Raw genomic sequence first — 25,667 nt, forward strand, 5'->3', positions numbered from 1 at the left:
CGTCCACTAGAAGATCGGATTTTGTTTGGTACATCGCTCCTGCGTCCCCGCAAAAAAATGGGGCCACCCCGGACGGAGCGGCCCCACGGTAATCGGGGAAATCGTGACCCTACAGTTTAATGAAGGGTTTGACCGACTGTCGGTCGCCTGTGATCACGCGCAGGCGATACGAGCCACTGGGCAGCATGGAAACATCGAGGCGGGTCGGGAGGGGATCCACCGACGGTTTATCCAGCTCGATCGTCCGCAACTGGCGACCGGTCTGATCGTGGACTAAAATATTCACCTTGCCGACGTACGTACCGTGAATCCGGAGATTTACCGTTCCGCGGGTGGGATTAGGGAATAGTTCAACCCGCTGGTCACCGCCGTCCGGGAGGGCGGTTGGCGAAGCAAGCCCGGTTACCGCACCTTCGGTATCCACCAGCCCGGCGGCACAGTTCGTGGCCGGTGTTCCGATCCCTACCGGAAGAACATCGGCGGTTGACAGGAAGACCTTGTCCAGCGTCGTGCCGGGTTCACGGTTCGCTACCGTCACGGTATGGCTGCCGGGAGTGAAATCGAAGGAAACGGGTACCGCGTCGTCGTTCACCTTTCTCCACTCGAATCCGGTCGTGAGCAGTTGCTTACCGTCGAGTTCTTTCCAAAACTTGATCCAGGGGCCGCCGTCGACCTGCACCCACAGGGAGTTGTGCGCCGCATCCGGTGCGTTGACCCGTAGGTAAAGGAAATACGTGGCCGCCTCCGCTACTTCGAAGGTGAAGTTCATGCGCTGGGCCGGATCAACGGTTGTTGGTGCGGCGTACTGAGGACTTCCTACATAGTTCGCGTATTCTCCCTGGGAAGCTTCGGTGGACTGTTCCACGCGCCAGCCACTTCCCATCTCGGTACATTCGGCCTCGAAGGAATAATCTACGCTTACACCATCGAAGTTGTCGCAGGCGTCGCCGATGCCGTCACCATCGCTGTCGGTGGTGTCCAGCGAGTAGACGGAAGGACAGTTGTCATCGGCATTGGTTACGTAGTCGGCCGGTTGCTCACAGGCCTCCACCGAGTCACCCGGATCACCCAGGCCGTCTCCATCCAGGTCGGCGTAGTAGGTGAACAGTTGCTGGGTGGGGTTAGGAACCGTCGGGCAGTTATCGGTCGCGTCCGGGACCCCGTCACCATCGGTATCGAGCGCCGGATCGAACACCTCCAGGGGTAGGGTAGCGGTACCCTTCGCTCCCTCGTTGTCCGTCACGGTCAGCGTGATGGTGTAGTTGCCGGCGGGGAAGATCGCCTGGGCGGTCATGCCGGTTACCTGTCCGCCACTCCATTTCCACACGTAGCTGGAGATACTTCCGTCGGTGTCGGTAGACCCACTTCCGTCCAATTGCACGGTTAACGGTGCCTCGCCACTGGTGGCGGAAGCCGAAGCGCGCGCGACGGGTGGTACGTTCACGGATACTCCGCAATTGGTAGCCTGGTCGCCGGCACCGGTCGGGACGCTGCCGTCCAGGGTGAGGAATAGCTTGTCGAGCTTAGCACCCCCTTCCCGGTAGGCGAAGTCCACGACGTTGATGCCTTCGGTCAGCGTTGCCCGAACGGGCATTTTATTCCACTGGAGGGTATTGTCGTTTTTGATTCCTCCGGACCACTTGTACCAGTCGCCGTTGTTGACCCTGACCCAGTAGGAGTCGTTGTCGGGATTGGGAGCGGCGATCCGTGCGTAGAGGTCGTAAGCGCCCGCCTCGGCATCGTCGAAAACGAACCGGATTCGGTTGCTGGCCTCGTCGGCCGGGGGAACGTTCATCGAGCGGGCACCGGGGGCGGATGCGTACTGGCCGTTCGCGGCGAGGGCGTCATTGGTCACTACCCAGCTGCTTCCCACCTGTCCGCATTCCGCTTCCAGCCAGAAGGAGTTCCGGGTGTACACTACCCCTTCGCACGCGTCACCGATACCGTTTCCGTCACTATCCGCCTGGTCGGCGTTGGGTTCGAAGGAACAGTTGTCGGTGTTGTCGAGAACGTAGCCCGCCGGCTGCTCGCAGCTGCGAATGCTCCGGGCCGGGTCCCCGAATCCATCTCCGTCGTCGTCGGCGTAGAAGACCGGTACCGTCTGATCCGGATTGGGGACCGTCGGGCAAGTATCCACGGCATCGGGCACCCCGTCCTGATCGGTATCCGTCTCCGCATCAAGTCCGCGGATACTGACGGTATCCGTGCCGGCTCCGCCCTGATTGTCGATGACCGTCAGGGTGATCGTGTGGAGACCGACCGGGAATACCGCCCGGGGGCTCGGTCCGGTTGCCGACCCGCCGTTCCATTTCCAGGCATAGGTGAGGATCGAGCCGTCCGTGTCGAAGGAGGCCGTTCCGTCCAGCGTTACGCCGAAGGGGGCGGGACCTTCCGTAGCGGATACCGCGGCCAGGGCTACCGGCAGGCGGTTAGCACTCGAGCCGCAGTTGGTACCCGCGTCGCCCAGTCCGGTCGGTTGGGTACCGGTCAGGTTCAGGTGCAGTTTATCCAGTTTCGCCGCTCCTTCGCGCCATGCGAAGTCGATGCTGTTCACGCCGGACAGTAATGGTACCGTTACGGGCATCTTGTTCCAGTTGAACAGGTTGTTGACGGTGATACCGCCCGACCATTTGTACCAGCTTCCGCCGTTAACCCTTACCCAGTAAGAGTCGCTGTCGGCATCCCTGGCGGAAATACGGGCGAATAGGGAGTAGTTCCCGGCCTGCGCCCGGTCGAAGGCAAAGCGAACGCGGTTGGCGGGGACATCGGCCGGTACGTTGACCAGGTCCTTGTTGCCCAACGCATCCACGTACTGACCGCCGGAGGCCAGGGGGTCGCTCTGCACGGTCCAGACCGATCCGACCTGGGCACACTCCGCTTCCAGCCAGAAGGCCGACTTGGTCGTCACATCGCCGGCACAGGCATCGCCCAGGCCGTCGTTGTTCGAGTCGAGCTGATCCGGATTGTAGGTGGTCGGACAGTTGTCCGTGCCATTCGTCACGTAACCCTGGGGCCGGGTACAGGACAGCACGACCTGCGTCAGATCACCGTACCCGTCACCGTCGGCATCGCCGTAGTACAGCTGAGGGGCACCGACCAGCGGATCGAGCGGATCACAGTCGTCCGTATCGGCTACCGAATCGCCGTCGTCGTCGTTGTCGCAGGCATCTCCGATGCCATCGCCGTCCGTATCGGTCAGGTCGTCGGTTGCGAAGGCCGGACAATTATCAAGCATATTGTCCACGTATCCCGCCGGCGGAGCACAAGCCGTTACCGCGGTGGCCGGGTCACCGTATCCGTCACCGTCCGTATCGGCGTAGAAGGTTCCCAACGACTGGTCGGGGTTGTAGACGGTCGGGCAATTATCGACGCTGTCTTCCACGCCATCGTTGTCGTTGTCGATGACCGTAGCCCCGACGTTAACTTGGACGACGGTATTGTCGGTAGCGCCCTTATTGTCGGTCACCGTCAGGGTGACGGCGTAGGTGCCTTCGGCAAAGGACATCCGGGCGCTCGGGCCGGAGGCGGAGCCGCCGTTCCAGGTCCAGGCATAGTTGGAAATGCTGCCGTCCGAATCGTAGGAAGACGTGCCGTCCAGATTGACCGAGAGGGGGGCGGAACCGGAAGCCGGATTGGCCACGGCCACCGCGACCGGGGGTGAATTGGGTCCGGTGGTCCCCTGACCGATGATCTCTAGGGCGGAAATCTTCGGCTGGTCAACTCCACCGACGGAACTGGCCGCACTCATGCTGAGGTCAAACTGACCGTTGGTATTGGAAATCCAGTACTCCTTCACCACCGGGCTTGCGGCACCTACCTCGGCGGCAATGTCGAAGTTGTCGATGACCCGGTTGCCCTCCAGCGTCACGTCGAAGATGCGTTTGCCGGCGGTGGTCCAGTAGATCTCGGCGAAGTGGAGTCTTACGAGGTAATCTCCGTTCTCCAGGGGCAGACTATACCGCAGCAGATAGGGGTTTCCGGCCGTACGTTCCGACTGGTAGATCGTCGGTAGGTTGAGGCTGGTATTGGAGTACGTGGAGCCGTCGAGGAAGTACTGATCGGCGGCGAAGGTGTTGCCCTGGTACTGAGCACTCGGACCACCGGCGTTGATGCGGATAGCCACCGCGCCCGGTTCACAGGCCGGGCCGTCGTCGACCACGCCGTCGCAGTTGTTGTCCTTGCCGTCGCAGAGTTCCGCGGCACCCGGATGGTTGCCGGAGTTGGCATCGTCACAGTCCTTATCGTTACTTACGTAACCCGTGAGGGGGCCACAGGCCTGGATCGATACGGTCGGATCACCGAAGCCGTCGCCGTCCGCGTCCCGGTAATAAGCATTGCTGGCCGTGATCAGTACGGTCAACTCCGAGCTAGCCTCGGCGCAGCCGGAGTTGCCACCGACGGTATAGGTGTACACGCCCGATAGGGCGGTGGCGGTATTCAGGACGGAGCTGACCGGATTGCCGAACAGCGACCACGTTCCCCCCGCCTGGGGGTTGCCGCCGAAGGCGGCTAAGCGGGTGAACAGATCGATGGTTCCATCGAGCCGGCAGGCCGTGATCGTTCCGCCGTTACCGGCACTGGCCGGCGCCAGGTCCTCCGTAACGGTGGCACTGGTCGTGGCTTTGCATCCGTCACTGCCGGTAGCCGTGAGCACGTAAGTCCCCGGCGTAGCAACCGTGAGCGTACGTCCCGTACCGAGAAGACGCGATCCGCTGTACCAGGCGAAACTCGGCGAGCTGGCTTCGGAAACGGCCGTCAGTTCGAGTTCGCCCACCGTACAGGTAAGGGTCGTCGAAGCGGCGCTGATGCGCAGGCCCGGCGCGTTGCCGAAGTCCTCCGTAACGGTCACGGAACTGACGTTGGGGCAGGCGCCGTACAGCAGCACCTCGGAGGAGAGGGTATACGTACCGGCCTGCGTCACCACGGGGTTCCGGGCAGTGGACGTGAATCCGTTCGGGCCGGTCCACTTGTAGATGCCCGTGGCGGCATAGCCGCTCAGCATAACGTTCCCCCCTTCGCAGAGCAGCACTTTGGGCCGCCCGTCAGCATTCGCGTTTACGGTACAGTCGGCATCGCTTCCGGATACGAATAGGGTAAAATCCGAGCTCACCCTTACTTCGTTATAGTCGGTGGCCGTCATGCGGATACGGAAATCATCGTCGGCCGCCGTGTAGGGAGCGTTGATGGTGAACTCCCCCGTCAGGTCGTTCAGTTCGATCCAGTAGGGGAGGGGCGAACCGTCGGTCAGGGCGGCGGTGTAGGTCAGGCGGTTGCCCGGATACCCCTTATCGAAGGAGGCCGCTACGTTATAGTTTCTGGCTACGGCGGGGTCCACCGTCAGGTTAGCGATGGCCGCGGCCGTGGGCTGATTGAAGGGGCGTGCATTGATGAGGTAGGCTACGTTGTCCTGCCAGTCACAGTTGCCGGACCCGGCGGCGCAGCCGTTGCCGATGTAGTCCTGGATCACGATGTATTCATTCGGGATCACCTTGCCCAGGCGGTCGATGGCCTTGTACACGCGGATGCCCAGAATCTCGTTCGCCAGGTTCCCGGAGGTATTGCCGCCCGAGGAGCGGTAGTTGGCGATCACAATCTGGAAGGGCCCCGAGATCGTGTTGGCCGCGTCTCCGGCGATCACCGTGGACACGTCCGTTGCCTTGGGCAGGATCGTCTGGAAGTTCAGTGTCCCGTGGTCGTAGTTCATACCGCCGACGATCTGATTGGAGCTGTTGCGCAACTGGCCCCTGGCGCCTCCGGGACCGTGGAACGCGGCTAGATGCATCATCCGTACGGGCTGCGTGGGGTCGGCCTGCTGGAAGTATCTCGACAGGATCAGACTTCCCTCGGCACCCGAGTTGACCCGCTCGTCGGTAGGATAGTCGGAGCTGGGGCTGGTAACGTACCGGCCGCCTTCCCGGCCCATTTCCGTCCTGAAGCCCAGGACTTCGAAGATTTGCTGGTTCGTCATCTCGTTGTTCCCTTCGATGAAGAGCATATACGATCCGCGGAAGGTCGCCGACGTACTCGCCGCGTTGTCCGCGTTGGAGGTCATCACGAGTTCCTCGGTAAGCAGCTTTGTCCGGTCGGGAAGGTCCCGCACAACGAACTCTACGGTCGCGTCGAAGTAGCTTCCCGGAGCTATGGTCAGAGCACCCGTCGATAGATCCACGTTAGTGATCTTGAAGACCGCCGTATCGGAAGTCGTCAGCTCACTGATGACGAGCGGCGCGGTACCGTCGTTGTGGATACGCACCGTATTGCGGTCGTGAACGTTCGGCCGGGAGCCGTTGAAGAGCTTGACCACGTTGTTGTAGTGGAAGGAAAAGAAGTCATCGGCGGGAAAAGCACGATTCGTTCCCGGCACCTTGGTCATATTCTCGATGCGGGCAACGGCACCACTCGAACGGACTACGGTAAAGTTTACCGTCTCCTCCGCCAGATTGCCGCGCCGGTCCACGGCCTCCACCGCGAGGCGGTAGTCGTAGGTAGTGAGGCCGGCGGGCAGACTCAGGGTGAGCGGACCGGTATAGGTAACGAACGCTCCGCCGTTGACGCTGTACCGCAGGGCGGCGATGCCGCCGCTGTTCGAATTATCCTGAGCACTCAGGGTCACCCGGGCGCTGCCGCGGTAACTGCCGTCTCCCTGCTGATATCCGTCCAGTTCGGCTACGATGGTAGGCAGGGCAAGATCGCCGTCGATCTTCGTCAGGCTTACGTACACGATCTTGGAGTTGCCGGTGGCCGTGGCACCCACGTCGTCCAGCGTCAGCTTACCGTCCAGCACCTTCACGATGCCCGATCCTACCCGGCGAATCTCGCTGGAGGAAGGAGCGAAATCCTGAATCAGCGTAACGCCTTCCGCCCGGATGGTATGGCGGCTGTCGAAGTACTGGGGATCACCGGCGGCAATCTCCACCCGGTAGCTGCCGTTCGGAACGGCAATTTCCCAATCCCGGGGAGCACGTGGATTCAGATCCACCTGATCGAACATGGCGAACGACCGCAGCAGTTTGTCCTCGTCGGAGCTGCTCTGGGTGATCCCGCGTCCGGCACCGCGGGCGCTGATGAAGTTATCCGCGGGCGCTCCAGTAGCGGGGTCGATCCACCCGAACGAACGACCGCCGGCCTGAATGCCGTAGGCGGCTCCTACATCCGCCACGTAGCCCGTAGGCGGCGTGAAGGTGTTGTCCTGGAAGTTGATCTTGGCGGCAAACTGCACGGATTCCGTAACCGTCGCGTTGATGCGCAGGGTTGCCGGAGCGAAGCCGGGCGCGGTAGCCGTGACGGTAGCGGTGTACGTGCCGTTGTCCAGCCCGAATGCATTCACCGCGAAATGGAGCGGGCTCCCTACGGTGACGCTCTGCGGCAGCACGACCCAGGATTGGCTGCTGGTCAGGGTTACCTGCTGCCCGTTGAGTGCCGTGCTGCTGTTGAGTATGGCCCCGGCGGTGGTGGAAATCTTTCCCCGGGCGGCCTGAAGGTCGATGCTGTTGGGTGCGAAACTCAGCACCTGCGCGCCCGCCCCCGCAGGTTTGGCGTTGGTTACGAGGAACACGTAGTCCTGGTAATCTCCGTTGGTTGCATCCTCGAAACAGACCAGGTAGCTATTCTCCACGAGCTTGCCGTCGCGGTCCCGCACGGGGTAGACGCGGGTACGGTGAGCTACGCCGCCGGTGTTCAGTTCGTCCTGGGTGTAGTTGAAGCGGTTGAACGCTTTGGATTCCACGAAGAACCCGAAGGTCGCTCCCTGCGGATTGAAGCTCGTGGTGCCGGAAGCCAGGCTGGGATAAAGTGTCTGCGCGTTCGCCAGACCGCTGGCCTGAACGCCTACCTGGTACGGAACTACGCTGCCGCCGGTATTGGTGTACCAGCCGAAGGGAAGGATCTCCGCCGGGGAATAACGGGCCACCGAGGTGATGCCCACGTTGCCGGCGGTGGCCGCCACGAAGAGGGGAGCGATAATTTCCTCCCCCTGGGGCGTGACGCTGGTCGTATTGGACAGCGTTGTCCAGCCAACGTCGATGCCGATCCCGAGCGCGTCTACTACGTCCTGCAGGGGGGGCTCGTTGTTGCCCTCGAGTCCCGGCTTCTTCAGTCCGTGCAGGCCGACGGTGAAATTACTTTCCGCCGAACCGGTACCCTCGAATAGTAAGTCCGCCGACTGGTAACCCAGGTTGGTCTGGTCGAGGTCCGGAGCGAACGTCACGGCATACTGCTGCGCGGACGCGGGAGCCAGCGTGAACGACGATGGGCCGGTGAAGGAAAACTGATCGGCAAACGGACCCGTAAGCCGAACCGCGTTGATGACCAACTCGGTACGCCCCGTATTCGTGATGGTCACGTTCTTGGTCTGCGACTGCGCACCCTGGGTGTTTACGGTGGTTTCGAAGATGAGCTCTTCCGGGTTCACCGACACCAGCGGGGCACCGGCGGGGGCCACGTTGCGCACGATCACGACCACGTCCTGGTAATCGTATCCCGTGCCCGTCTCCTCGGTGGCCAGGATGTATGCATTGTCTTCGCCGGGCACTTCGTACACCCGGACCTGGTGGGGCACGGCGCCGGAGAAGGTGTTCTGTCCGTCCTCGGAGAAGACGATCCGGTTGTTAAAGAACGGCCACTGGCTGTAGAAGCCGAAGGCGAGTTGCCCGGGATTGAAGGTAGTCGCTCCCGTGATTGCCGGATTCAGGGTCTGGCCATTGCCCGCGGTGGTATTCGCTACGCTGAATACCTGATGGCGGGAACTGGTGCTACCGCTTTCGTACCATCCGAAATTGAGGATGGGGTTGGCGGATTCCGGTCCGAACACCGACAGTACTTCCACGCTTACGGGACCGTCGGTAGCCCGCTGGAAGAGCGGAACGTCGACTTCGTCTCCCAGTCGCTGATTATAATTCTGGTCGACGCGCAGATCGATCGGGGCGGTAGCGGGATTCTGATCGCCCACGGTCACGGCCAGCCCGTAGGTGTCGAAGATCTGCTGCAGGGAGGGTTCGCCGCCGTTCGCCTTACCGAGGCCGCGAAGCTGGATGGAGGTCGATTCGGCGTTCGACCCGCTTACGGTGAGGGTCGCGGCTTTCGCGCCCGCGCTGGTCGGACGGAAGGTTACGGTCACCGAAGCGGTACTGCTGACGCCCAGTTCCGCCGGTAGGGAGGAGGCGTTCAGGACGAACTGATCGGCGTGGGGGCCCGTCAGCGTGGCGGTCGCACCCTGCAGGGCGGCGTTGCCCGTATTGGCCACGAAGACCGTGGTGGACTTGCCCGTAGCCGATCCGACTACTTCGTCGACGGTCACCTCTTCGGGGTTGAGCGTCACGAAGGGTCGGGGTACGGCCTGGTTGCTGGGTTGCAGCAAGATGATGGACTGGGTACCGAAATCGGATACGTAGAGGTTGCCCGTGGCGGGGTCCTCGACGATGTCCAGCGGATCGGTAAATCCGGTGAAGCCCGGAATTCCCGTCTTCGCGGTGACGATGTCCCCGTTCGTTCCCCCGGGTACCAGGGCGATGATGTCGCTGCCGCCGCTGTAGCGGCACACCAGCAGGGCACCCCGGAGGTTCCCGTTCTCGGCGTTGCTCCGGTATTCGATTACCCCGTTGGGCGACTTATTGAACTCGAAGTCAAAGGCCGCCCCGCGGAAGTTGACGTCCGTCACGACCGAACCGGGGTAATTTTCCACGTCGATGGGACCTCGGTTCAGCACGAACTCTCCCCGTAGGGGGTTCGGGTGTCCGTAGTAACCGATCCCCGTAGCGGGATTGATGCGGAAGAGCCAGTCGCGCTGGGTGTTGTTATTATTTGCCGCCGGTACCTGGGGATAATTCCCCGAGGGGTCGTCGTAGTTGTAGTACGTGCCGTCCGGGCGGCGGGTGCCGTGGAGGGAGGCCGGGGCATTGCTTCCCCCCGCGGTTCCGTTGGTGGGAATGTAAAGTTGGCCGTTGGTGTGCCACACCAGGTCGTAGGCATTCCGGATCCCGGTCGCGTACAGCGTCAGCGGGGCGTTTACGTAGTAGGGATTATACGTTCCGTTGTCGGGGAAGGTCTGATTGGCCTCGACGTAGCTGCCGGTACCGCTGCCGAGGGTGGGGGAGTTGACGTCGACGTTGTTGATGGCCGTCGCGTTCATGGTCGTCTTGGCGTTGAGGGGCCAGGCGCTGCGCGGGAGCTTGGTGAGATCGAGGCGTAGGGTTGCCGCGGACAACAGCCGCTCCTTGCGGTTACCCCAGCTGTTGTCGGGGGCGCCTCCGGCGGTGTTACTGCCCTGGTTGAAGTACATGACCTGTGGCTCGCCGGGCCGGAATGCGAGACTATTCGTGAGGTGATCGCGGCGCGAGCGGGGCAGATTCGTGACCACGAGGGTTTCGGAACCCAGGTTCGGTCCGCTCAGTTCGCTGATCTTATTATCCCAGGCGGGGGCGGTCGTCAGGTTGTTGCTGCTGTGGCTGACGAAGGCCACCAGGTTGTCCGCCGTGGCCGTCGGAGCGAATACGAAGCCTACGGCCGCGCGCTCCCCGTAGGTGTCGTTCAGGGTCGTGATCGTCTCCTTATCCGTGAGGGTGCCGTCGGCGGCGATGGTCCACCGGTCGATGGTACCCTGAATGGAAAGACCGTAGAAGCGGCCGTCCGGTCCGATGGTCAGCGAGGTATAGCGACCGCCGGTGGCTACGTTGCCGGCATTCGTGAAGGATACGGCATCGAGGTTGCCGCCGCCGCCGGTGCTTCCCGTGGCGGTAGTGAAGGTGGAGGTGAATCGCTCGAAGGCCACGCCGGTGAGATCCCGTACACCGTCTACGACGAATTGGTAGGTGACATTGGGTTCCAGCGGCAGGAGGGGCGTAAGGTTGATGGCATCGCCGCCCCCGGTACCGTTCGCCGTCGTGGGTACGAGCGTTTGGGCGGGTAGCTTATAGAGTTGTACCGTCTGGTTGGTGATGGTAGCATTGTCTACGCCGAATATGCCGTTTTGTCCGTTCGGCAGGTAGAGCTCGTTGGCGGATACCGATGTATTCGTCGCCACGTTCAGGGCCCCGTCGCGGGGGATGACGCCGGTCACCCGGGGCGCCTCGTCGGGATCGGGGTCCGGTACCGTCGGCGTAATGGTGACGTTCACCCGGAGCTCGGCGGTCGTGTAGCCACCGGCCTGGGCGTAGATGCTCGAGCTGTAGAAGCCGGGAGCCAGTCCGCTCCGGATGCCGAAGCGAAGTTCTCCGACGGTCGGATTGGTCGGAATGACCAACCACTCCGAGGCGTCGGGGTCGTCGGAAAGCGTCACTGCGGGCTGGCTGCCGTCGTTGGTCGACAACGTCACCCGTTGTTCCGCGACCGTTACTCCCTCCGGGGATACCACATCGATGGACGCAGCGGAAAATTGCAGGGCGGGGGCGGGGTTCACGACGATAGTGATGGTTTCCTCACTCGTCAGGCGGCCGTCGGACACGGTGAGCGTTATCGCGCTGTAGGTACCCGCATTACCTACGGCGGGACTCAGTCGCAGCGTGGCCGTCCGATCGTTGTTGTTCGTCAGCGTGGCAAAGGAAGGGAGGTTGCCGCTCGCCGAGAAGGTGAGTTGGTCGTTCGCGTTGGCGTCGGTGGCGCGCAGGGTGACGGTGGTCGTCCGCCCCTCCGTGGCACTCAGGTTGCCGACGGAAGCCAGCACGGGTGCGGCATTGGGGGGAGGTGCCGGTGCGCTCACTACCTTGGTGTAGTCCGTATCTACGACTACGTCCCCCAGACTACCCCGGTAGTTGCTATCCCCACCGTCGCTGCGGTACAGGGAGGCCAATTCCGGGGTGCCCAGTACGAAAGCACTGCCGCAGGGCGTCCAGGTATTGGCGTTCGCCGTAGCGGCCGGAGCGAAGGTCCAGCTGTAGGAAACGGTGAAACTCCCGTTCCAAACGGCCCTGATCACGACTTGCTCCTCCTTGCCGAAGGTTACCGGCGATACGCCACCGGTCGCGGACTGGTTAGAGGCGCGCACCCTTACGTTCACCCGGTTGCCGTCCCGCACCAGTTCGGGGTATACCCACTGCTGGCTCGGATAGTAAGCGTCAACGCGTAGGCCGGACAGAATACGATTTGTCCAACTCGAACTCACGCCGTCTACCCGGAACGTCGTCCCGTAGTAATAGGGCACGTTGGCCTGCATACGGGTCGCGAACAGTTCACGCGTCGCCCGGTCGATGTAGTGATCGCCGAGTACGGGAAGTCCGCCGGCGAGTACACTCAGTTCGGTGCCGGAGAAGCGGGTGGAGGGAAAGGATTGGGCCGTCAGGGGTTGGGGTGATGACGTGAAGATGAACGTCATCAGCATGGCACATGCTGCGTAAAAAATTCTCATGAGTGTTGTTCAAGTGTCGGTCTGACCAACAGGCCAGACATTTAAATATGATAAGGCGGTCGCCGGGGGGCGGGAGCGTAAAGGGTGTCGTAAGCTATCCGTGTACCCGACCATTTGCCGCACACGGGGGGCCGTAGCGGATTAGCCGGATGGATTTCTTACGAGGGTATTAGGCGAAAATCAACAGGGAAAACTTCGGGATGCGGTCGCCCCGAACTAGCTAAAGGGGGAGACCGGAAAAATCAGCGTATGTATGGATCCTGAATAAAGGATCGGTGTAATAAGGTAAGTAAAGGTGGAACGGCCGCGCGGTATTATCGCACCCTGTTTCCTACCCAAATATAGGCGTAAAGGTAAACATGTTCGTCGATCACGCTAATATTAACAGATACCGCTTCTTCTTTCCGTTCTCCAGCAACAGGAAGCGATCGTGGAGCAAGTCTCCCTCGGATACCACCGCGTCCGCATCCGTAACCTTCTCCTTATTGACGCTGATCGCGTTGCCCTGTACGGCCCGTTTTGCCTCGCTCTTGCTGCTCACGATATCGGTGTGCTCCGCCAGTAAATCCATGATGCCGCCCGGGAGCCGGGACCGGTCGATCTCGTAGGTCGGAATATTGCCGCTAAGCGACCGCAAAGCCCGGGCGTCGAGGGCGCGCAGGTCTTCGGCGGTGGCGCCCCGGCCGTACAGCAGGTTGGTGACGCGCTCGGCCGTGGTCAATCCCTCCTCTCCGTGGATGCGCCGGGTCAGTTCGGCGGCCAGGGCGGTCCGGATGGCCGTGATCTCGCGGTAGCGGTCCTCGCCCGCGAGGTGTGCTTCCACGGTGGCGCAGTCGGCCAGGATCTCTTCCTTACCGCGCAGGGAGAAGTACTTCAGGTAGGTCGGTACGTCGGCATCGTCGCTGCGCAGCCAGAATTGGTAGAAGTCGTAGGGGCTGGTCAATTCGGCGTCCAGCCAGATGTTGCCCGCGGCGCTCTTCCCGAACTTCGAACCGTCGGCCTTAGTGAGTAGGGGCGTGGTGACGGCGAAGGCCTTTCCCTCGAGGTTGCGGCGCACGAATTCGGTTCCGCTGGTGATGTTCCCCCACTGGTCGGAACCGCCCATTTGCACCGTTACGCCGTGGTCGGCGTAGAGAAGCTGAAAATCGTATCCCTGCAACAGTTGGTAGCTGAGCTCCGTGAAGGTCATTCCGGTGTCCAGCCGCTTCTGCACGCTGTCCTTGCTCAGCATGTAGCTCACGGTGAGCGTCTGTCCGACGTCCCGCAGGAAGTGAAGCACGTTCATGTCGCGGTAGAAGTCCAGGTTGTTGACCACCGACATGGCTCCCGCGTTCCCGCCCAGCAGTTTTTCCATTTGTACCTGCTGGTGCCGGAGATTCTCGTCCAGCTCCTCGTAGGGCTTCATTTCCCGTTCCTTGTCGCGCCCGCTGGGGTCCCCGATCCTTCCGGTGGCTCCACCGAAAAGCACGACCGCGTGGTGGCCGGCCCGCATCCAGTGCGTCAGCAGCATGAGCTGTACGTAGTTGCCGATGGTGAGCGAGGGGGCGGTCGGGTCGAATCCGATGTAGGCCTTCCGCGGGCCTTCGGCCAGGTGTTCCCGGATACCGGGGGTCAGTTGGTGGAGCATGCCACGCCATTCGAGTTCGGCGATAAAATCCATGGGGGGAAGTTGCGGGGGTCGGGGTGTAATGGGCGGCAAATATAGCAAGGGCGGGGCCGCGGGTGCAAGGTGGATCCGGGAAAGCTGCGGGGTTTGGCTTTATCTTAGCGCCTTATGAATTTACCCCTGTACCTGGCCCGGGGCGTTGCCAAGGGCGGAGGCCGCTCCATCAGCCGCACGATCATCGGGATCGCGGTGGCCGCCGTCGCCATTTCCATGGCCACGATGGTCCTGGCCAGCGCCCTGATCTCCGGGTTCAAAACGGAAATCTCCGTCAAGATCTTCGGCTTCTGGGGGCACATTCACATCACCGAGGAGCGAGCGGCCAACGACATCATGCTCACCTCCGATTACCCCATCAGTACCCAGCAGGATTTCTATCCCGACCTGGAGAACACCGGCCCGATCACCTACCGGGAGTTTCACGACCCCTTCGGCGGCAATCAGGTAGAGGAAAAGACCACCCGCGGGGGCATTCGCCACCTCCAACAGTTCATCCTCCTGCCCGGCATCGTTTCGGTCTTCCACGAGGGAGAACGGCTGGCCGACACCGAACCCCTGGTGCTGAAGGGCATCGCCGAGGACTTCGCCTGGTCCGACTTCGATCAGTACCTCATCGAAGGAGAGCGGCTGGAGGTCACGCCGGATTCCACTTCCCGGACCATCCTGATCTCGAACAGTACCGCCCGCCGGCTCAAGATCGGCATCGGTGACCGGGTCGACTTCGTCTACTTCAGCGGCCTGCGGGAGGAAAAGACGCGGGCCTTCACCGTCGGGGGCGTCTACAAGACCGGCCTGGAGGAGTACGACAGCAAGTTCGCCATCGTCGACATTAAGCAACTCCGCCGCCTGCTCAACTGGCGCGACGACGAGGTGGGCGGCTTCGAGGTAGTGCTGGACGACATCGACGATCTGGACGCCTTCTCCAACTACATCCACTACGACGTACTGCCGCAGGACCTGTACGCCGACAGCATCCGCAACAAACTGCGCGAACTCTTCAACTGGCTCGACATTCAGGACTACAACGGGATCATCATCCTGATCCTGGTCGTCCTGGTCGCCGTGATCAACATGATGACCGCCCTGCTGATCCTCATTCTCGAACGTACCAACATGATCGGCACGTTGAAGGCTCTGGGACAGGACAACTGGAACATCCGCAAGATCTTCCTGTACTACGCCGGCTTCATCGTCATCGTAGGACTGCTGCTCGGCAACCTGATCGGACTCGGCCTGGCCTGGCTGCAAAAGACGTTCGGCATCGTGGAGCTGGACGAGGAGAGTTACTACCTGGCCGTAGCCCCCATTCGGCTGGAGTGGCTCACCATCCTGGGACTCAACGTAGGCACCTTCGTCGTCATCCTGCTGTTCCTGATCTTACCCTCCTACCTCGTCACTAAGATCGATCCGGTGAAGGCTATTCGGTTTAAGTAGGGGAGGGGTGGTTAAGTGGGGGAGTGAATGGATGGATTGGGGGGATGGGTGGATTAGGGAATCCAGACCAGGAGACCACTCGGGACACGGGGTTCGAAGCGGGTACTCTTAGGCGGAAGCGTCCGGCCGGCGGCGACTTCGCTGAAGAAGCGATCGCGCGGTATGGGGCGTCCGAGCAGCTTGACCTTATCGTGGAGTTCGGGCGGCATTCGCAGGGCCCCTTCTGCCAGGGGGGGAGATTCCACGTAAGTGAGCCGTTGATCGGCGCGCACGTCGGTGATGCCGAAGACATTGGTGAGTATAGTCTGGTTGAGCCAGGCGGAATCCGTTTCGGCGACATTATCCGCTCTGCGGCGCAGCAAATACGCCGCCCCCCGGTAGCTTAGCAGCCAGGTTCCTTCTTCGGTGGCGGGGCGGGGCACGGGCAGGGGAGAAATGGTGAAGTAAGAATTCAGGCGTTGCAGCAGTTCGGCGGGCGCGCGGTCTTCCTCGATCACCCGCATGAACGTGCCAATGCGAAGTTCGTCGGCCCCCACCAGGACGACGGGGATGTGGGTGCAGCTGGCGAGGCCCTCCACCGCCAGCGCGGCGTGGGTGTAGGCGCGGTGGTGGCCGTCGGCGATGACCATGGGGCCGAGTTCGCGCAGGTCCAGGGCGGTGCCCCGGTAGCCTCCGGACAGGGCGTAGCGGTAGCGATTATTGTGGTAGTGCAGCACGGGCGTCGCGGGATCCTCCGGGTGATCGCCCCACCAATCCCTGAGCGAAGGGATCGTGAGCAAGACGGGTTTACCGAGCGCCCCCTCATCCTGGCGAATCAGGCGCCGCTGCCGCTCCAACCGTCCGAGGAGGGTGTTTTCGTGGGGGCGCACCGTGCCGTTGCCGAAGTAAGTGGCGGGTAGCAAACCGGCGATCCCCCGGGCCGTACTGCCGGTGGTCGAATCGGTGATCTGCAGAAACGGGAAGCACGGGCCCCGGTGGCACTGAAAGGGGAAGGGGTGGAGCGACCGAATGCCGTTGCGGGTGACGGGCAGGGACTGCACGGAGGTACCCGGGGGTCGGTAGTACTCGGGAAAGGGAAAAAGTTGGGCCATACCACGCGGGATTGCCCAAAGATATAAAAGAGAAAGGCGCGGCACACGTGCCACACCTTTCCTGAACTAAACCCCAGTTATAAAAATTCTTGGTGACGATGACGCCTGGTCGATCGTCTTGCTGCAATATACGGGTGTCCGCCCGAAAAAATTGCGTACTGCTAAAAATTTTAACGTTACAACCCCATGATTTGGGGCTCAGACCCCATGATTTAGGGACTTATGTGAATAATTTACTCCTCCGTTGCGCCGAAGTCGAACAGCACGCTGAACCGCAGGGTGTTGTCGAGGGGGTTGCGCTGGTTGCCGGTGGGGACGAGGTAGCTCAGGTTGATGCCGAAGATGTTGTACTTCAGTCCCAGTCCCGCGGTGAGGTAGCGGCGGCCGCCCTTGGTCTGGTCCTCGTGGAAGTAACCGGCCCGTACGGCGAACTGCTCGGCGTACCAGTATTCGGCGCCTACGCTGAAGTTGAACTCCCGCAGCTCCTCATTGAAGCCGTCGGGGGCGTCGCTAAAGCTGTTGAAGATGCCGCTGATGGGCGACTGGTCGTTGATCTCGGATTGCGTCTGCTTACACTTCGGGCTGCCGTCGCAGGGGGTGGGCACGAGCAACTTGTTGGTTTCCGCCGTAACCGTGATCTGGTTGTACTGATCCAGATTGAAAGTGTAGGCGGCACCGATGCCGAGGTTGGCGGGCAGGAAGTCGCGGATCGTATCCTGGGTGTAGGTGATCTTATTGCCGATGTTGGTGATGGCGGCACCGATGGAGAGGATGTTTCCACTCGGGCCGATCGGTTCACTCCGGAAGTTGGCTCCGATGTCCGCGGCGAACGCCTGACCGACCTCGATGATCTGTCCGCCCGATTGCTGGCCGGAGGCGAGGTTGGAGTTGATGTACTTTCCGGTAATGGAGAGACCGAAATTCTGCGACAGCAGGCGGGTATAGGCCAGGGCGACCTCAAACTCGTTGGGCTTGCCGGTGCCGAGCTGAGTATTATTCTCGTCGGTATACTGAATGTCACCCAGGCTGAAGTAGCGCAGGCTGGCGGCTACGGCCTGGTTATCACCGAGCTTTTTGAAGCCGCCGAGGTAGGCCAGGTACACGTCGTTGAGGCCGAGTGCCTGGAGCCAGGGCGTGTAGGTGGCGCCCAGCGCCAGATCTTCTTCCGAAAAGGCCAGTCGGCTGGCATTGTAGTGCAGGGCGTTGGCGTCGGGGCTGAGGGCTACACCGGCGTCGCCCATCGCGCCGCCGCGGGCGTCGGGGTTGATGCGCAGAAAGGGGACGGCGGAAACCACGGTATTCACGCAAGGACCGCCGGTGCCGGGTTGCACGTTGCTGCCGTCGGGCCCGATGACGCAGGCGCTCCCCTGTGCGGTGAGCTGCTGTCCGAATCCGCACAGAAGGACTGCGGCGAGGAGTTTTACGAGTAGTTGTTGCATAGGTTGATTAAGATTCCGGTCTGACGGGGGTAGCCCCGGAGCTCGAGGATGTCGGGAAGTGATTCAGGCTAGGGAACGTATTGTGCCGCTCCCTTATTTTTTGTGAAATTTTAGAAATCGTCCGCCCCACCCAACGTCGGAGGTGCAAAAGTACGTTCAGTTAGCCAACCACCCCTCAATCCGACCCTACGATGCTTCGCTCCGTCCGCCAAATGTTGCCCGCTATCATCCTGTTGTTCGCCGCTCCCGCGTCCGCGCAAATTGAGTTTTCTCCCTACATCGGGCTGGCCACGGGCGACCAGTCGGTAGAACTCGTCCGCCCCACCGACAATTTCGATCGCTACGCCGGGGACCGTCTGCTGGCCGGATTCGACCTGCTGTTCGGTGCGGGGCAACTCGTACCCGTGGCGGGACTGGCGTACCGTCCGACTACCTACGAGGAAAGCGGGGGAGAAGATTTTCGCTACGATCGGTTGACCCTGCCCCTAGGCTTCGCGTACCGCTTACTGGCCGCCGATTTCGACATCAACGTCGTGCTGCACGCCGCCGCGCTGCCCGGCATATCGTGGGGCGACGACTCCGCCTCCGGACAGACGCTCGACCACGGCCTGCACTGGGGGGCACGCGGGGGCCTGACCCTGTACCTGGGGACGGTGACGCTGGGGGGGCAGTACCTGATCGACGTGGGCCGCAGCGGGCCGGTCGGGGGCGCGGGGACCACTTTCGTCGTGACCGCGGGGGGTAGATTCTGAGTTTAAGCCCGTGCAATTGTTCACAATTTCGGCGGTGGTGGTGTTACCTTGCCGTCAGGCGAACAGTTTCGGACATGACCGGCCCCGGCCGGGCTCATTTGGCCCCGAACTTGCGCAAGTAAACCTTTCGGGCTTTCTTTGCGGCCGCATTTAATCACTAAAGCCTCCATAGAATATGGCAAGCATTGAAGAAAAAGTTAAGCAGATCATCGTCGACAAACTCGGCGTTGACGAATCCGAGGTGACCGCCGATGCCAGCTTCCAGAACGATCTGGGGGCTGACTCCCTGGACACCGTCGAGCTCATCATGGAGTTCGAAAAGGAATTCGACATCAGCATCCCCGACGAGCAAGCGGAAAACATCCAGACCGTTGGTCAGGCCGTTACCTACCTCGAAAGCAGCGTAGATAAGTAACTCCTTACTTTCCGTTTTCTCGCCGCCGCCCGATTGCCCCCTAAAGGTAGCGAGCGGCGGTTCTTTTTTTACCTTGGAGCACGACAATGATGAATAGAGTAGTAATCACCGGCATCGGCGCCCTGACCGCCATTGGAAACTCGGTACCCGAATACCTCGAAGGCCTCCGCCGGGGGCGCAGCGGGGCCGGCCCCATCACCCAGTTCGACGCCGAACAGTTCAAGACGCAGTTCGCCTGCGAAGTAAAGGACTGGGACCCCACCACCCGGGTCGATAAGCGCGAAGCCCGCCGCCAGGATCGCTACACCCTCATGGCCCTCTACACCGCCGACGAAGCCATGCGAATGGCCGGTCTGGTTGACGAGGAGGGTAACGTTCTCTCCGGGGCCGTCGATCCTGACCGGGCCGGCTGCATCTGGGCCAGCGGCATCGGCGGCCTCCGCTCCCTGGAAGAGCAGATCGAGATCTTCGAGGGCGGCAACGGTACGCCTCGCTACAATCCCTTCATGATCCCCCGCATGATCGCCAACATGGGCGCCGGGCACATCAGCATGCGCTATAATCTGCGCGGCCCCAGCTACGCTACGGTGAGCGCCTGCGCTTCGGCCGGCCACGCCCTGGCTTCCGCCGCCGACGACATCCGGTTGGGCCGGGCCGACGTCATGATCACCGGTGGTTCCGAGGGCGTGATCACGAAAACGGCCATCGGCGGCTTCAACTCCATGAAGGCGCTCAGTACCCGGAACGACGATCCGGCCACGGCCTCCCGCCCCTACGACGCCGACCGCGACGGATTCGTCCTGGGCGAAGGCGGCGGCGCCATCGTGCTCGAAAGCCTCGAACACGCTCAGGCCCGTGGAGCCACCATTATTGCCGAGATCGCCGGCTACGCCGCCAGCTCCGACGCCTACCACATCTCCGCCCCTCACCCCGACGGAGCCGGAGCCAAAATGGCCATGCTGAATGCCATGAAATACGCCGGCGTCGCGCCGGCCGACGTGGACTACATCAATACCCACGGCACCTCGACACCCCTCGGCGACACGGCTGAGTTGAAGGCCATCCAACTAGCCTTCGGTGAAGATGCCTACCAGCTCCACATCAGCTCCACGAAGTCCATGACCGGCCACCTGCTCGGGGCCGCCGCCGCCATCGAATCCATTGCGTGCATTCTGGCCATTCAGCACAATTTCGTGCCACCGACCATCAATCACTTTACCGACGATCCGGAAATCGATCCCAAACTGCAACTGACCTTTAACGAAGCGGTAGAACGTCCGGTCGACGTCGCCCTCAGCAACACCTTTGGGTTTGGCGGGCACAATTCCGCTACTATCTTTAGGCGCTTTACCCCATAGAGCCCACCAAAGTGATTAAAGCAGTAAGACGGATCTATAATCGCTACTTCTCTCCGGAGAAGGATTTCGTCCGGCGATTGCGCCGGCTGCTCGGTTTTACCCCCGCCTACCTCAACGTTTTCAAGCTCGCCTTCGCCCACAAGAGCAGCAACGACAATACCCGCAAGCAACCCTACGGAGGGCAAAACAACGAACGCCTCGAATTTCTGGGCGACGCCGTGCTGGGGACCATCGTGGCGGAATACCTCTACAAGAAGTATCCCACCGCCGACGAGGGCTTCCTGACCAAGATGCGGTCCAAGATCGTCAAGCGAAAGTCGCTCAACGCCATCGGCTACGACATGGGGATGGACGAGCTGCTGAGCACCTACAACAACACCCGGATCGCCCGTTCCATGCTCGGCAACGCCGTGGAGGCCCTGGTCGGAGCGGTGTACGTCGAGCAGGGCTACGTCGGGACCACCCACTTCGTCGTCCAGCGCATGCTGCGGGATTATGTCGATATCGAGACCCTGGAGACCTACGACGACAACTACAAGAGTCAGCTGCTAGAGCACTGTCAGAAGAACGGCCAGCGGGTAGATTACGAGATCCTGAAGCGCTTCAAACAGGATAAACGCGATCGGTTCCGGGTAGCCGTCATGATCAACGGCCGGCGCATGGCGGTCGGGGAGGACTACAACAAGAAAAGCGCGGAACAGCAGGCCAGTCGGCGCGCCCTCAAGGATCTGGGGTTGAACATGGAAGCGGGGTAGCGGCATCCCTGGCCGGCTACAATAAGCGACTTCCCGATAAGCTCGGGGCATCCGGTTGCGTTTATTCGGTGAGTTATCTGATCTTACCCGCATTCAAACCGTCCGCCAACTCCTCATCAGCTGGCCCCCGTGGTCCGGCAATCCGCCCGGCCACCGGGGTTGATAACCTCCGGCGCCTACCTCTTTCCCATGACTCTCACCACCTCCCGTTGGCCCCAGTACCTCGCCCTGATCGGGTTGGTGATCGTGGTGGCTTCGGTGTGGTACACTAATCGTCTGGCTAACCAGCTGTCGGTCATCGAGGAAAATTACGTGCGCTTTTACGAGGCCTCCATGCGGGACATAACCAATTTCGACGGCTCGGACGTCGCCGAAGACGTGTCCACCCAACAGGAGATCATCGGCAACAACACCACCATCCCCGCCATTTGGGCGCTCCAGGGCGGGGGCTACCAGGAAGCCATTAACTGGGGCGGGCGGGAGGCCGATACCGCCTACATTCTCGAGCAGCTGGACTACCTGAAGGCCAACGGCAAACCCCCGGTGGAGATGCCCTACGGCGGACTGATGTACTTCGGCACCAGTACGCTCATCACCAAACTGCGGCTCTTTCCCTACATCCAGCTGGCCCTCATCGGCACCTTCGTCGTCATCGGCGTTTTCGGAATCAATCAGGCCCGCCGCGCCGAGCAAAACCGCGTGTGGGTCGGACTGGCGAAGGAAACCGCCCACCAGCTCGGAACCCCGATAAGCGCCATCATGGGCTGGATCGAGCACCTCAACCTGATGTACGCCGAGAACGGGGAGATCATGGAAGTATCTACCGAGCTGCAGAAAGACGTGGAACGCCTCGAAATGGTCGCCAACCGCTTCAGTAAGATCGGCGCCACCCCCGAACTGGACCCGGTCAATATCTACACCGAACTCGATAAGTGCCGGGCCTACATGGAAAAACGGGCACCCCGTCGCGTCCGCTTCACCTTTCCCCCGCCGGACGCCGGGAATATTCAGGTGGCCATCAACCCCCTGCTCTTCGACTGGGTGATCGAAAACCTCGTACGCAATGCCCTCGACGCCATGGACGGGAAGGGCGAGATCAGCAGCCAGGTCACCGAAAAGGACGGTAAGGTCATCATCGACATCTCGGACACGGGCAAGGGCATTTCAACCCGCAACCTCCGCCGGGTATTCGATCCGGGATTCACCACCAAGAAGCGGGGGTGGGGGCTGGGGCTCAGTCTCGTCAAGCGCATCGTGGAGGAATATCACCGTGGGCGCATCGTGGTCGCCCACTCCGAAGTAGGCAAGGGAACTACTTTTCGCATCACCCTCCCCCGTGCAAGCTAAGTCCGTATGAGCCAGGAACCCATCATTGCCATTGCAACGCCCACCGGCGAAGGCGCCATCGGCATCGTCCGCCTGAGCGGGGCGGGCTGCGTCGAACTGCTGCAGCCCTATTTCTCCGGCCGTGATCTGCGGAAGGCGCCCGCCCGCTATGCCCACTTCGGCATACTGTACGACGCGGCGGGCGAGGCCATCGACGAGGTACTCATCACCACCTACCGGGCACCGGCTTCCTACACCGGAGAGGATTCCGTGGAAATAAGTTGTCACGGCAGCCCCTACATTTTACGACAGATACTTCAGTTGGGCGGGGACGCGGGAGCCAGGCTTGCCCAACCGGGCGAATTCAGCCAGCGGGCCTTCCTGAACGGTAAGCTCGACCTCAGCCAGGCCGAGGCCGTGGCGGATCTCATCGCTTCCCGCTCCGCCGCCGCTCACCGCATCGCCCTGCAGCAACTGCGGGGTGGGGTCGGCAACGAAATCAGCGAACTCCGCACCCAACTCGTCGACTTCGCCAGCTTGATCGAACTCGAACTCGATTTCGGGGAGGAGGACGTGGAGTTTGCCGATCGCGGTCAGCTCGGTGACCTGGTCTCCCATATCCGGAAACGCATCACCGCCCTGACCACCTCCTTCCGGCTCGGCAACGCGATCAAGGAGGGCGTAGCTACCGTTATTGCCGGCCGGCCGAACGCCGGAAAGTCAACCCTGCTGAACGCCCTGCTGAACGAGGACCGGGCGATCGTGTCGGACATTCCCGGCACTACCCGCGACACTATCGAAGAAATCGTCAACGTCGGGGGCATCGGTTTTCGGTTGATCGACACCGCCGGCATTCGCGACGCTTCGGACACCATCGAGGCCATGGGCGTGGAACGCACCCTGCAACGCGTGGCGTCCAGTCACCTACTGGTATACGTATTCGACGTGGTGGAAACCGACCCGGCCACGCTCGCCGCGGACCTCGACCGCCTCTACCGCGAAGGTCTGGAACTGGTGGTGGTCGCCAATAAGATGGACCTCAACCCCTACACCAAGTACGAACACTACTTCGGCGACGCCTACACCGGACGCTGGACGGTGCCCCGCGAACGCTTCGTCCCCATGATCGCCCGGGATAAGAGTAATCTCGGGTACCTCCAGGAAACCCTCCTACAAGTCGTGACCGAGGGCCGCGGGGGTATCGATGCTCAAGAGGTGATCCTCAGCAACGCCCGCCACTACGATGCGCTGCAACGGGCGGATAAGGCGCTGGAGCGCGTGGGGGAGGGATTGTCCAGCGGACTCTCCCAGGACTTCATCGCCATGGATATCCGCCAGAGCCTGCGCGATCTGGGCGAGATCACCGGAGAGATCACCACCGACGATCTGCTGGGCAACATTTTCTCCAATTTCTGCATTGGGAAGTAGTTGCCCCCGTGCATCTAAATCGCTTCCGAAGTGTTGGAGTACACGGGTTTATGTAGAAACCCCTACCTTCGGAAACTCTCATGATTACTGAATAGACGTTAAAGGTTGCAAATTGAATAATTCCCGTATCCTTCCCGATCACCCCTCCGGTGATCACCAACGCTGCGCTTCGTCGACTTCGCCTGGCCCCTTACGGCCGGAGCGCCCGATCGTAAAAGCCCCACCCCGGTATACGGAGGAGGAAGAAGAAAATTTTCGGTTGAATCAGGAGGAGACCCTGCAACTTTGCAACGAATTCCAGGCGTTCTATGCGGCAAATCCCGCATACCACCTTGATCTTTGAGCGCTACCGTATCTATGAGTTAAGGCAGGACGTTCCCCTGTCGTTTCAGTTTGTCCTGGCTCTATCTACCACCCAGGATGCCCACCGTTATGGAGTTACTTCCGTCACCTTTGCCCCGATGGTCGTCGCGGGCCCCCGGGCGGACAACAGCCCCCACCGCGTACCCATCAACCCACGACGGCAGGGGGGAACCGCCGGAATCTTATCCCGGATGTATGTCGCGATCGATGCCATCCAGTCCATCAACAAGGCCGCCTTTCTGCCCCGCGATCTCGGGCTGATCACGCCCACGGAGGAGCGGGAGGTGGTGGAGAAGCTTTCCGCTTATCTCGGGCTGTAACGTAAAAAGCCCGTCCCCGAAACGGGGGCGGGCGAGGTATACACTCAAAACGTCAAACCTTTGGATTTTCGGGGGGCGCCCCGACCGATTCAGGCATCGAGTCGGTGGAGCTCCAGGGTTTCGATCATGCGGATCAGTTTGTCCGCGTACTTGGGGTCGGTGGCGTAACCGGCCTTGCTGAGCCCGCGTGCCCAGCCGCGGTAGTCGGTAGGATCGAGGGAGAACAGCTTGCGGTAGCGGTCCTTGCGCAACAGATTGCTGTGGGCCAGGTAGCTTTCCTCGGGGGTTTTGAAGATGCGGAAGAAGTCCTTGTGATGATCGTCGCTGTGGTTGCTGCAGTGACCCTTACGGCAACTCTTGCTGAAGCACTTCAGTCCGAAGTGATTGTTGTTGCGGGTGGCCAGGGTGCTCTGGCCGGTGCCGCTTTCGAGCAGCCCCTGGGCGAGGGTGATGCTGGCGGGGATGCCGTGCGCTTTCATCTGAGCGATGGCGATCTTTCGATAATTACTGACGTACTCCAGCTGCTTGAGTTCCCGGGCGCTCCACTCCCGGTTCTCGGGGCGGAAACTGACTAAGGTAGCTTTTCCGTCCGCCCGGTCCCCACCGCCGAATACCGAAGCAGTCGACAAACCCAGTAGGCCATCTCCGTTGATGCTGATGGTAAAGCTTAGCTCCTTGCGGGTAACCAGGATGGCCAGTAGGATCAGCACCGAAACCTTCGTCCAGGGACTAGTCACCTGCCGGTAAATGCGTCGGTAGAGGTCCTCGACGTAAAGCCGCCAACTGCGCGGAATGGGAAGGTTAACTTTCATTTTGCTCGCTTGTGGGCACAAGATACGGGCAAATGTTGGGTGTACAAATATTATAAAACAAAAAGTGTTATTGGGGTAAGGTGCTTGCTACTATCGGAGTACTGGAACCGCGACCGTTGCTCTTTCCGGTAAATACGGGGGGCGGACGGAGTTTCACCCGTCTTTAACGCTTCT

The 25,667-nt window shown here is 61.3% G+C and carries 13 protein-coding genes; 8 read left to right on the forward strand and 5 right to left on the reverse strand.

Translation table 11 applies throughout. The features are described from left to right. Window positions 1-109 precede the first annotated feature (109 nt). Window positions 110-12,310: a malectin domain-containing carbohydrate-binding protein gene (locus NMA52_RS10740; protein WP_254827665.1), complete on the reverse strand. Its 12,201-nt coding sequence runs from the start codon at window positions 12,308-12,310 to the stop codon at window positions 110-112. 397 nt (window positions 12,311-12,707) lie between these two features. Continuing rightward, complete coding sequence (gene tyrS / locus NMA52_RS10745; protein WP_254827666.1) at window positions 12,708-13,997, reverse strand: tyrosine--tRNA ligase; 1,290 nt, start codon at window positions 13,995-13,997, stop codon at window positions 12,708-12,710. A 114-nt stretch (window positions 13,998-14,111) separates the two neighbouring features. Here tyrS and NMA52_RS10750 point away from each other — a divergent pair, with 114 nt between their 5' ends. Beyond that, window positions 14,112-15,434, forward strand: a complete 1,323-nt coding sequence (locus NMA52_RS10750; RefSeq protein ID WP_254827667.1) for an ABC transporter permease — start codon at window positions 14,112-14,114, stop codon at window positions 15,432-15,434. Between the two features lie 53 nt (window positions 15,435-15,487). On the opposite strand, the gene NMA52_RS10755 is transcribed toward NMA52_RS10750, so the two are convergent. Together NMA52_RS10755 and porV are read right to left on the reverse strand one after the other, a co-directional pair. Beyond that, entirely contained in the window at window positions 15,488-16,525 is a 1,038-nt protein-coding gene (locus tag NMA52_RS10755) for a DUF1015 family protein (RefSeq protein WP_254827668.1), read from the reverse strand. Between the two features lie 233 nt (window positions 16,526-16,758). Beyond that, window positions 16,759-17,964 carry a type IX secretion system outer membrane channel protein PorV gene (porV, locus tag NMA52_RS10760; RefSeq protein ID WP_254827669.1) on the reverse strand — a complete coding sequence of 402 codons (1,206 nt, stop codon included), beginning with the start codon at window positions 17,962-17,964 and terminating at the stop codon, window positions 16,759-16,761. Between the two features lie 191 nt (window positions 17,965-18,155). Here porV and NMA52_RS10765 point away from each other — a divergent pair, with 191 nt between their 5' ends. From NMA52_RS10765 to NMA52_RS10795, 7 genes are all read left to right on the forward strand, one after another. Beyond that, window positions 18,156-18,716: a hypothetical protein gene (locus NMA52_RS10765; RefSeq protein WP_254827670.1), complete on the forward strand. Its 561-nt coding sequence runs from the start codon at window positions 18,156-18,158 to the stop codon at window positions 18,714-18,716. 175 nt (window positions 18,717-18,891) lie between these two features. Beyond that, a complete protein-coding gene (locus NMA52_RS10770; protein ID WP_183495552.1) occupies window positions 18,892-19,131 on the forward strand; it encodes an acyl carrier protein in 240 nt (79 codons plus the stop codon). A gap of 89 nt (window positions 19,132-19,220) precedes the next feature. Continuing rightward, the gene (gene fabF / locus NMA52_RS10775) at window positions 19,221-20,489 is read left to right on the forward strand and encodes a beta-ketoacyl-ACP synthase II (RefSeq protein WP_371930964.1); all 1,269 of its coding nucleotides are present in this window, start codon (window positions 19,221-19,223) and stop codon (window positions 20,487-20,489) included. A gap of 11 nt (window positions 20,490-20,500) precedes the next feature. Next, the gene (gene rnc, locus NMA52_RS10780; protein WP_254827672.1) at window positions 20,501-21,244 is read left to right on the forward strand and encodes a ribonuclease III; all 744 of its coding nucleotides are present in this window, start codon (window positions 20,501-20,503) and stop codon (window positions 21,242-21,244) included. Window positions 21,245-21,433: 189 nt separating this feature from the next. Continuing rightward, on the forward strand, window positions 21,434-22,591 hold the full coding sequence (locus NMA52_RS10785; RefSeq protein WP_254827673.1) for a HAMP domain-containing sensor histidine kinase: 1,158 nt from the start codon (window positions 21,434-21,436) through the stop codon (window positions 22,589-22,591). Window positions 22,592-22,597: 6 nt separating this feature from the next. Then, on the forward strand, window positions 22,598-23,998 hold the full coding sequence (gene mnmE, locus NMA52_RS10790) for a tRNA uridine-5-carboxymethylaminomethyl(34) synthesis GTPase MnmE (RefSeq protein ID WP_254827674.1): 1,401 nt from the start codon (window positions 22,598-22,600) through the stop codon (window positions 23,996-23,998). 308 nt (window positions 23,999-24,306) lie between these two features. Continuing rightward, window positions 24,307-24,681 carry a hypothetical protein gene (locus NMA52_RS10795; RefSeq protein ID WP_254827675.1) on the forward strand — a complete coding sequence of 125 codons (375 nt, stop codon included), beginning with the start codon at window positions 24,307-24,309 and terminating at the stop codon, window positions 24,679-24,681. Window positions 24,682-24,770: 89 nt separating this feature from the next. Here the strand turns inward: NMA52_RS10795 and NMA52_RS10800 are convergent, their stop codons facing one another. Continuing rightward, a complete protein-coding gene (locus NMA52_RS10800) occupies window positions 24,771-25,493 on the reverse strand; it encodes a glycoside hydrolase family 73 protein (RefSeq protein ID WP_254827676.1) in 723 nt (240 codons plus the stop codon). Window positions 25,494-25,667: the final 174 nt, after the last annotated feature.

It is taken from the genome of Lewinella sp. JB7 (genome assembly GCF_024297185.1).
Classification (GTDB): Bacteria; Bacteroidota; Bacteroidia; order Chitinophagales; family Saprospiraceae; genus Neolewinella.

Excerpts from the sequence above, each read along its gene's own strand:
- mnmE (WP_254827674.1), top strand. The coding sequence starts at position 22,598 with ATGAGCCAGGAACCCATCATTGCCATTGCAACGCCCACCGGCGAAGGC.
- NMA52_RS10785 (WP_254827673.1), top strand. The coding sequence starts at position 21,434 with ATGACTCTCACCACCTCCCGTTGGCCCCAGTACCTCGCCCTGATCGGG.
- NMA52_RS10765 (WP_254827670.1), top strand. The coding sequence starts at position 18,156 with ATGCTTCGCTCCGTCCGCCAAATGTTGCCCGCTATCATCCTGTTGTTC.
- NMA52_RS10755 (WP_254827668.1), bottom strand. The coding sequence starts at position 16,525 with ATGGCCCAACTTTTTCCCTTTCCCGAGTACTACCGACCCCCGGGTACC.
- NMA52_RS10800 (WP_254827676.1), bottom strand. The coding sequence starts at position 25,493 with ATGAAAGTTAACCTTCCCATTCCGCGCAGTTGGCGGCTTTACGTCGAG.
- tyrS (WP_254827666.1), bottom strand. The coding sequence starts at position 13,997 with ATGGATTTTATCGCCGAACTCGAATGGCGTGGCATGCTCCACCAACTG.
- fabF (WP_371930964.1), top strand. The coding sequence starts at position 19,221 with ATGAATAGAGTAGTAATCACCGGCATCGGCGCCCTGACCGCCATTGGA.
- NMA52_RS10750 (WP_254827667.1), top strand. The coding sequence starts at position 14,112 with ATGAATTTACCCCTGTACCTGGCCCGGGGCGTTGCCAAGGGCGGAGGC.
- NMA52_RS10795 (WP_254827675.1), top strand. The coding sequence starts at position 24,307 with ATGCGGCAAATCCCGCATACCACCTTGATCTTTGAGCGCTACCGTATC.
- NMA52_RS10770 (WP_183495552.1), top strand. The coding sequence starts at position 18,892 with ATGGCAAGCATTGAAGAAAAAGTTAAGCAGATCATCGTCGACAAACTC.
- porV (WP_254827669.1), bottom strand. The coding sequence starts at position 17,964 with ATGCAACAACTACTCGTAAAACTCCTCGCCGCAGTCCTTCTGTGCGGA.
- NMA52_RS10740 (WP_254827665.1), bottom strand. The coding sequence starts at position 12,310 with ATGCTGATGACGTTCATCTTCACGTCATCACCCCAACCCCTGACGGCC.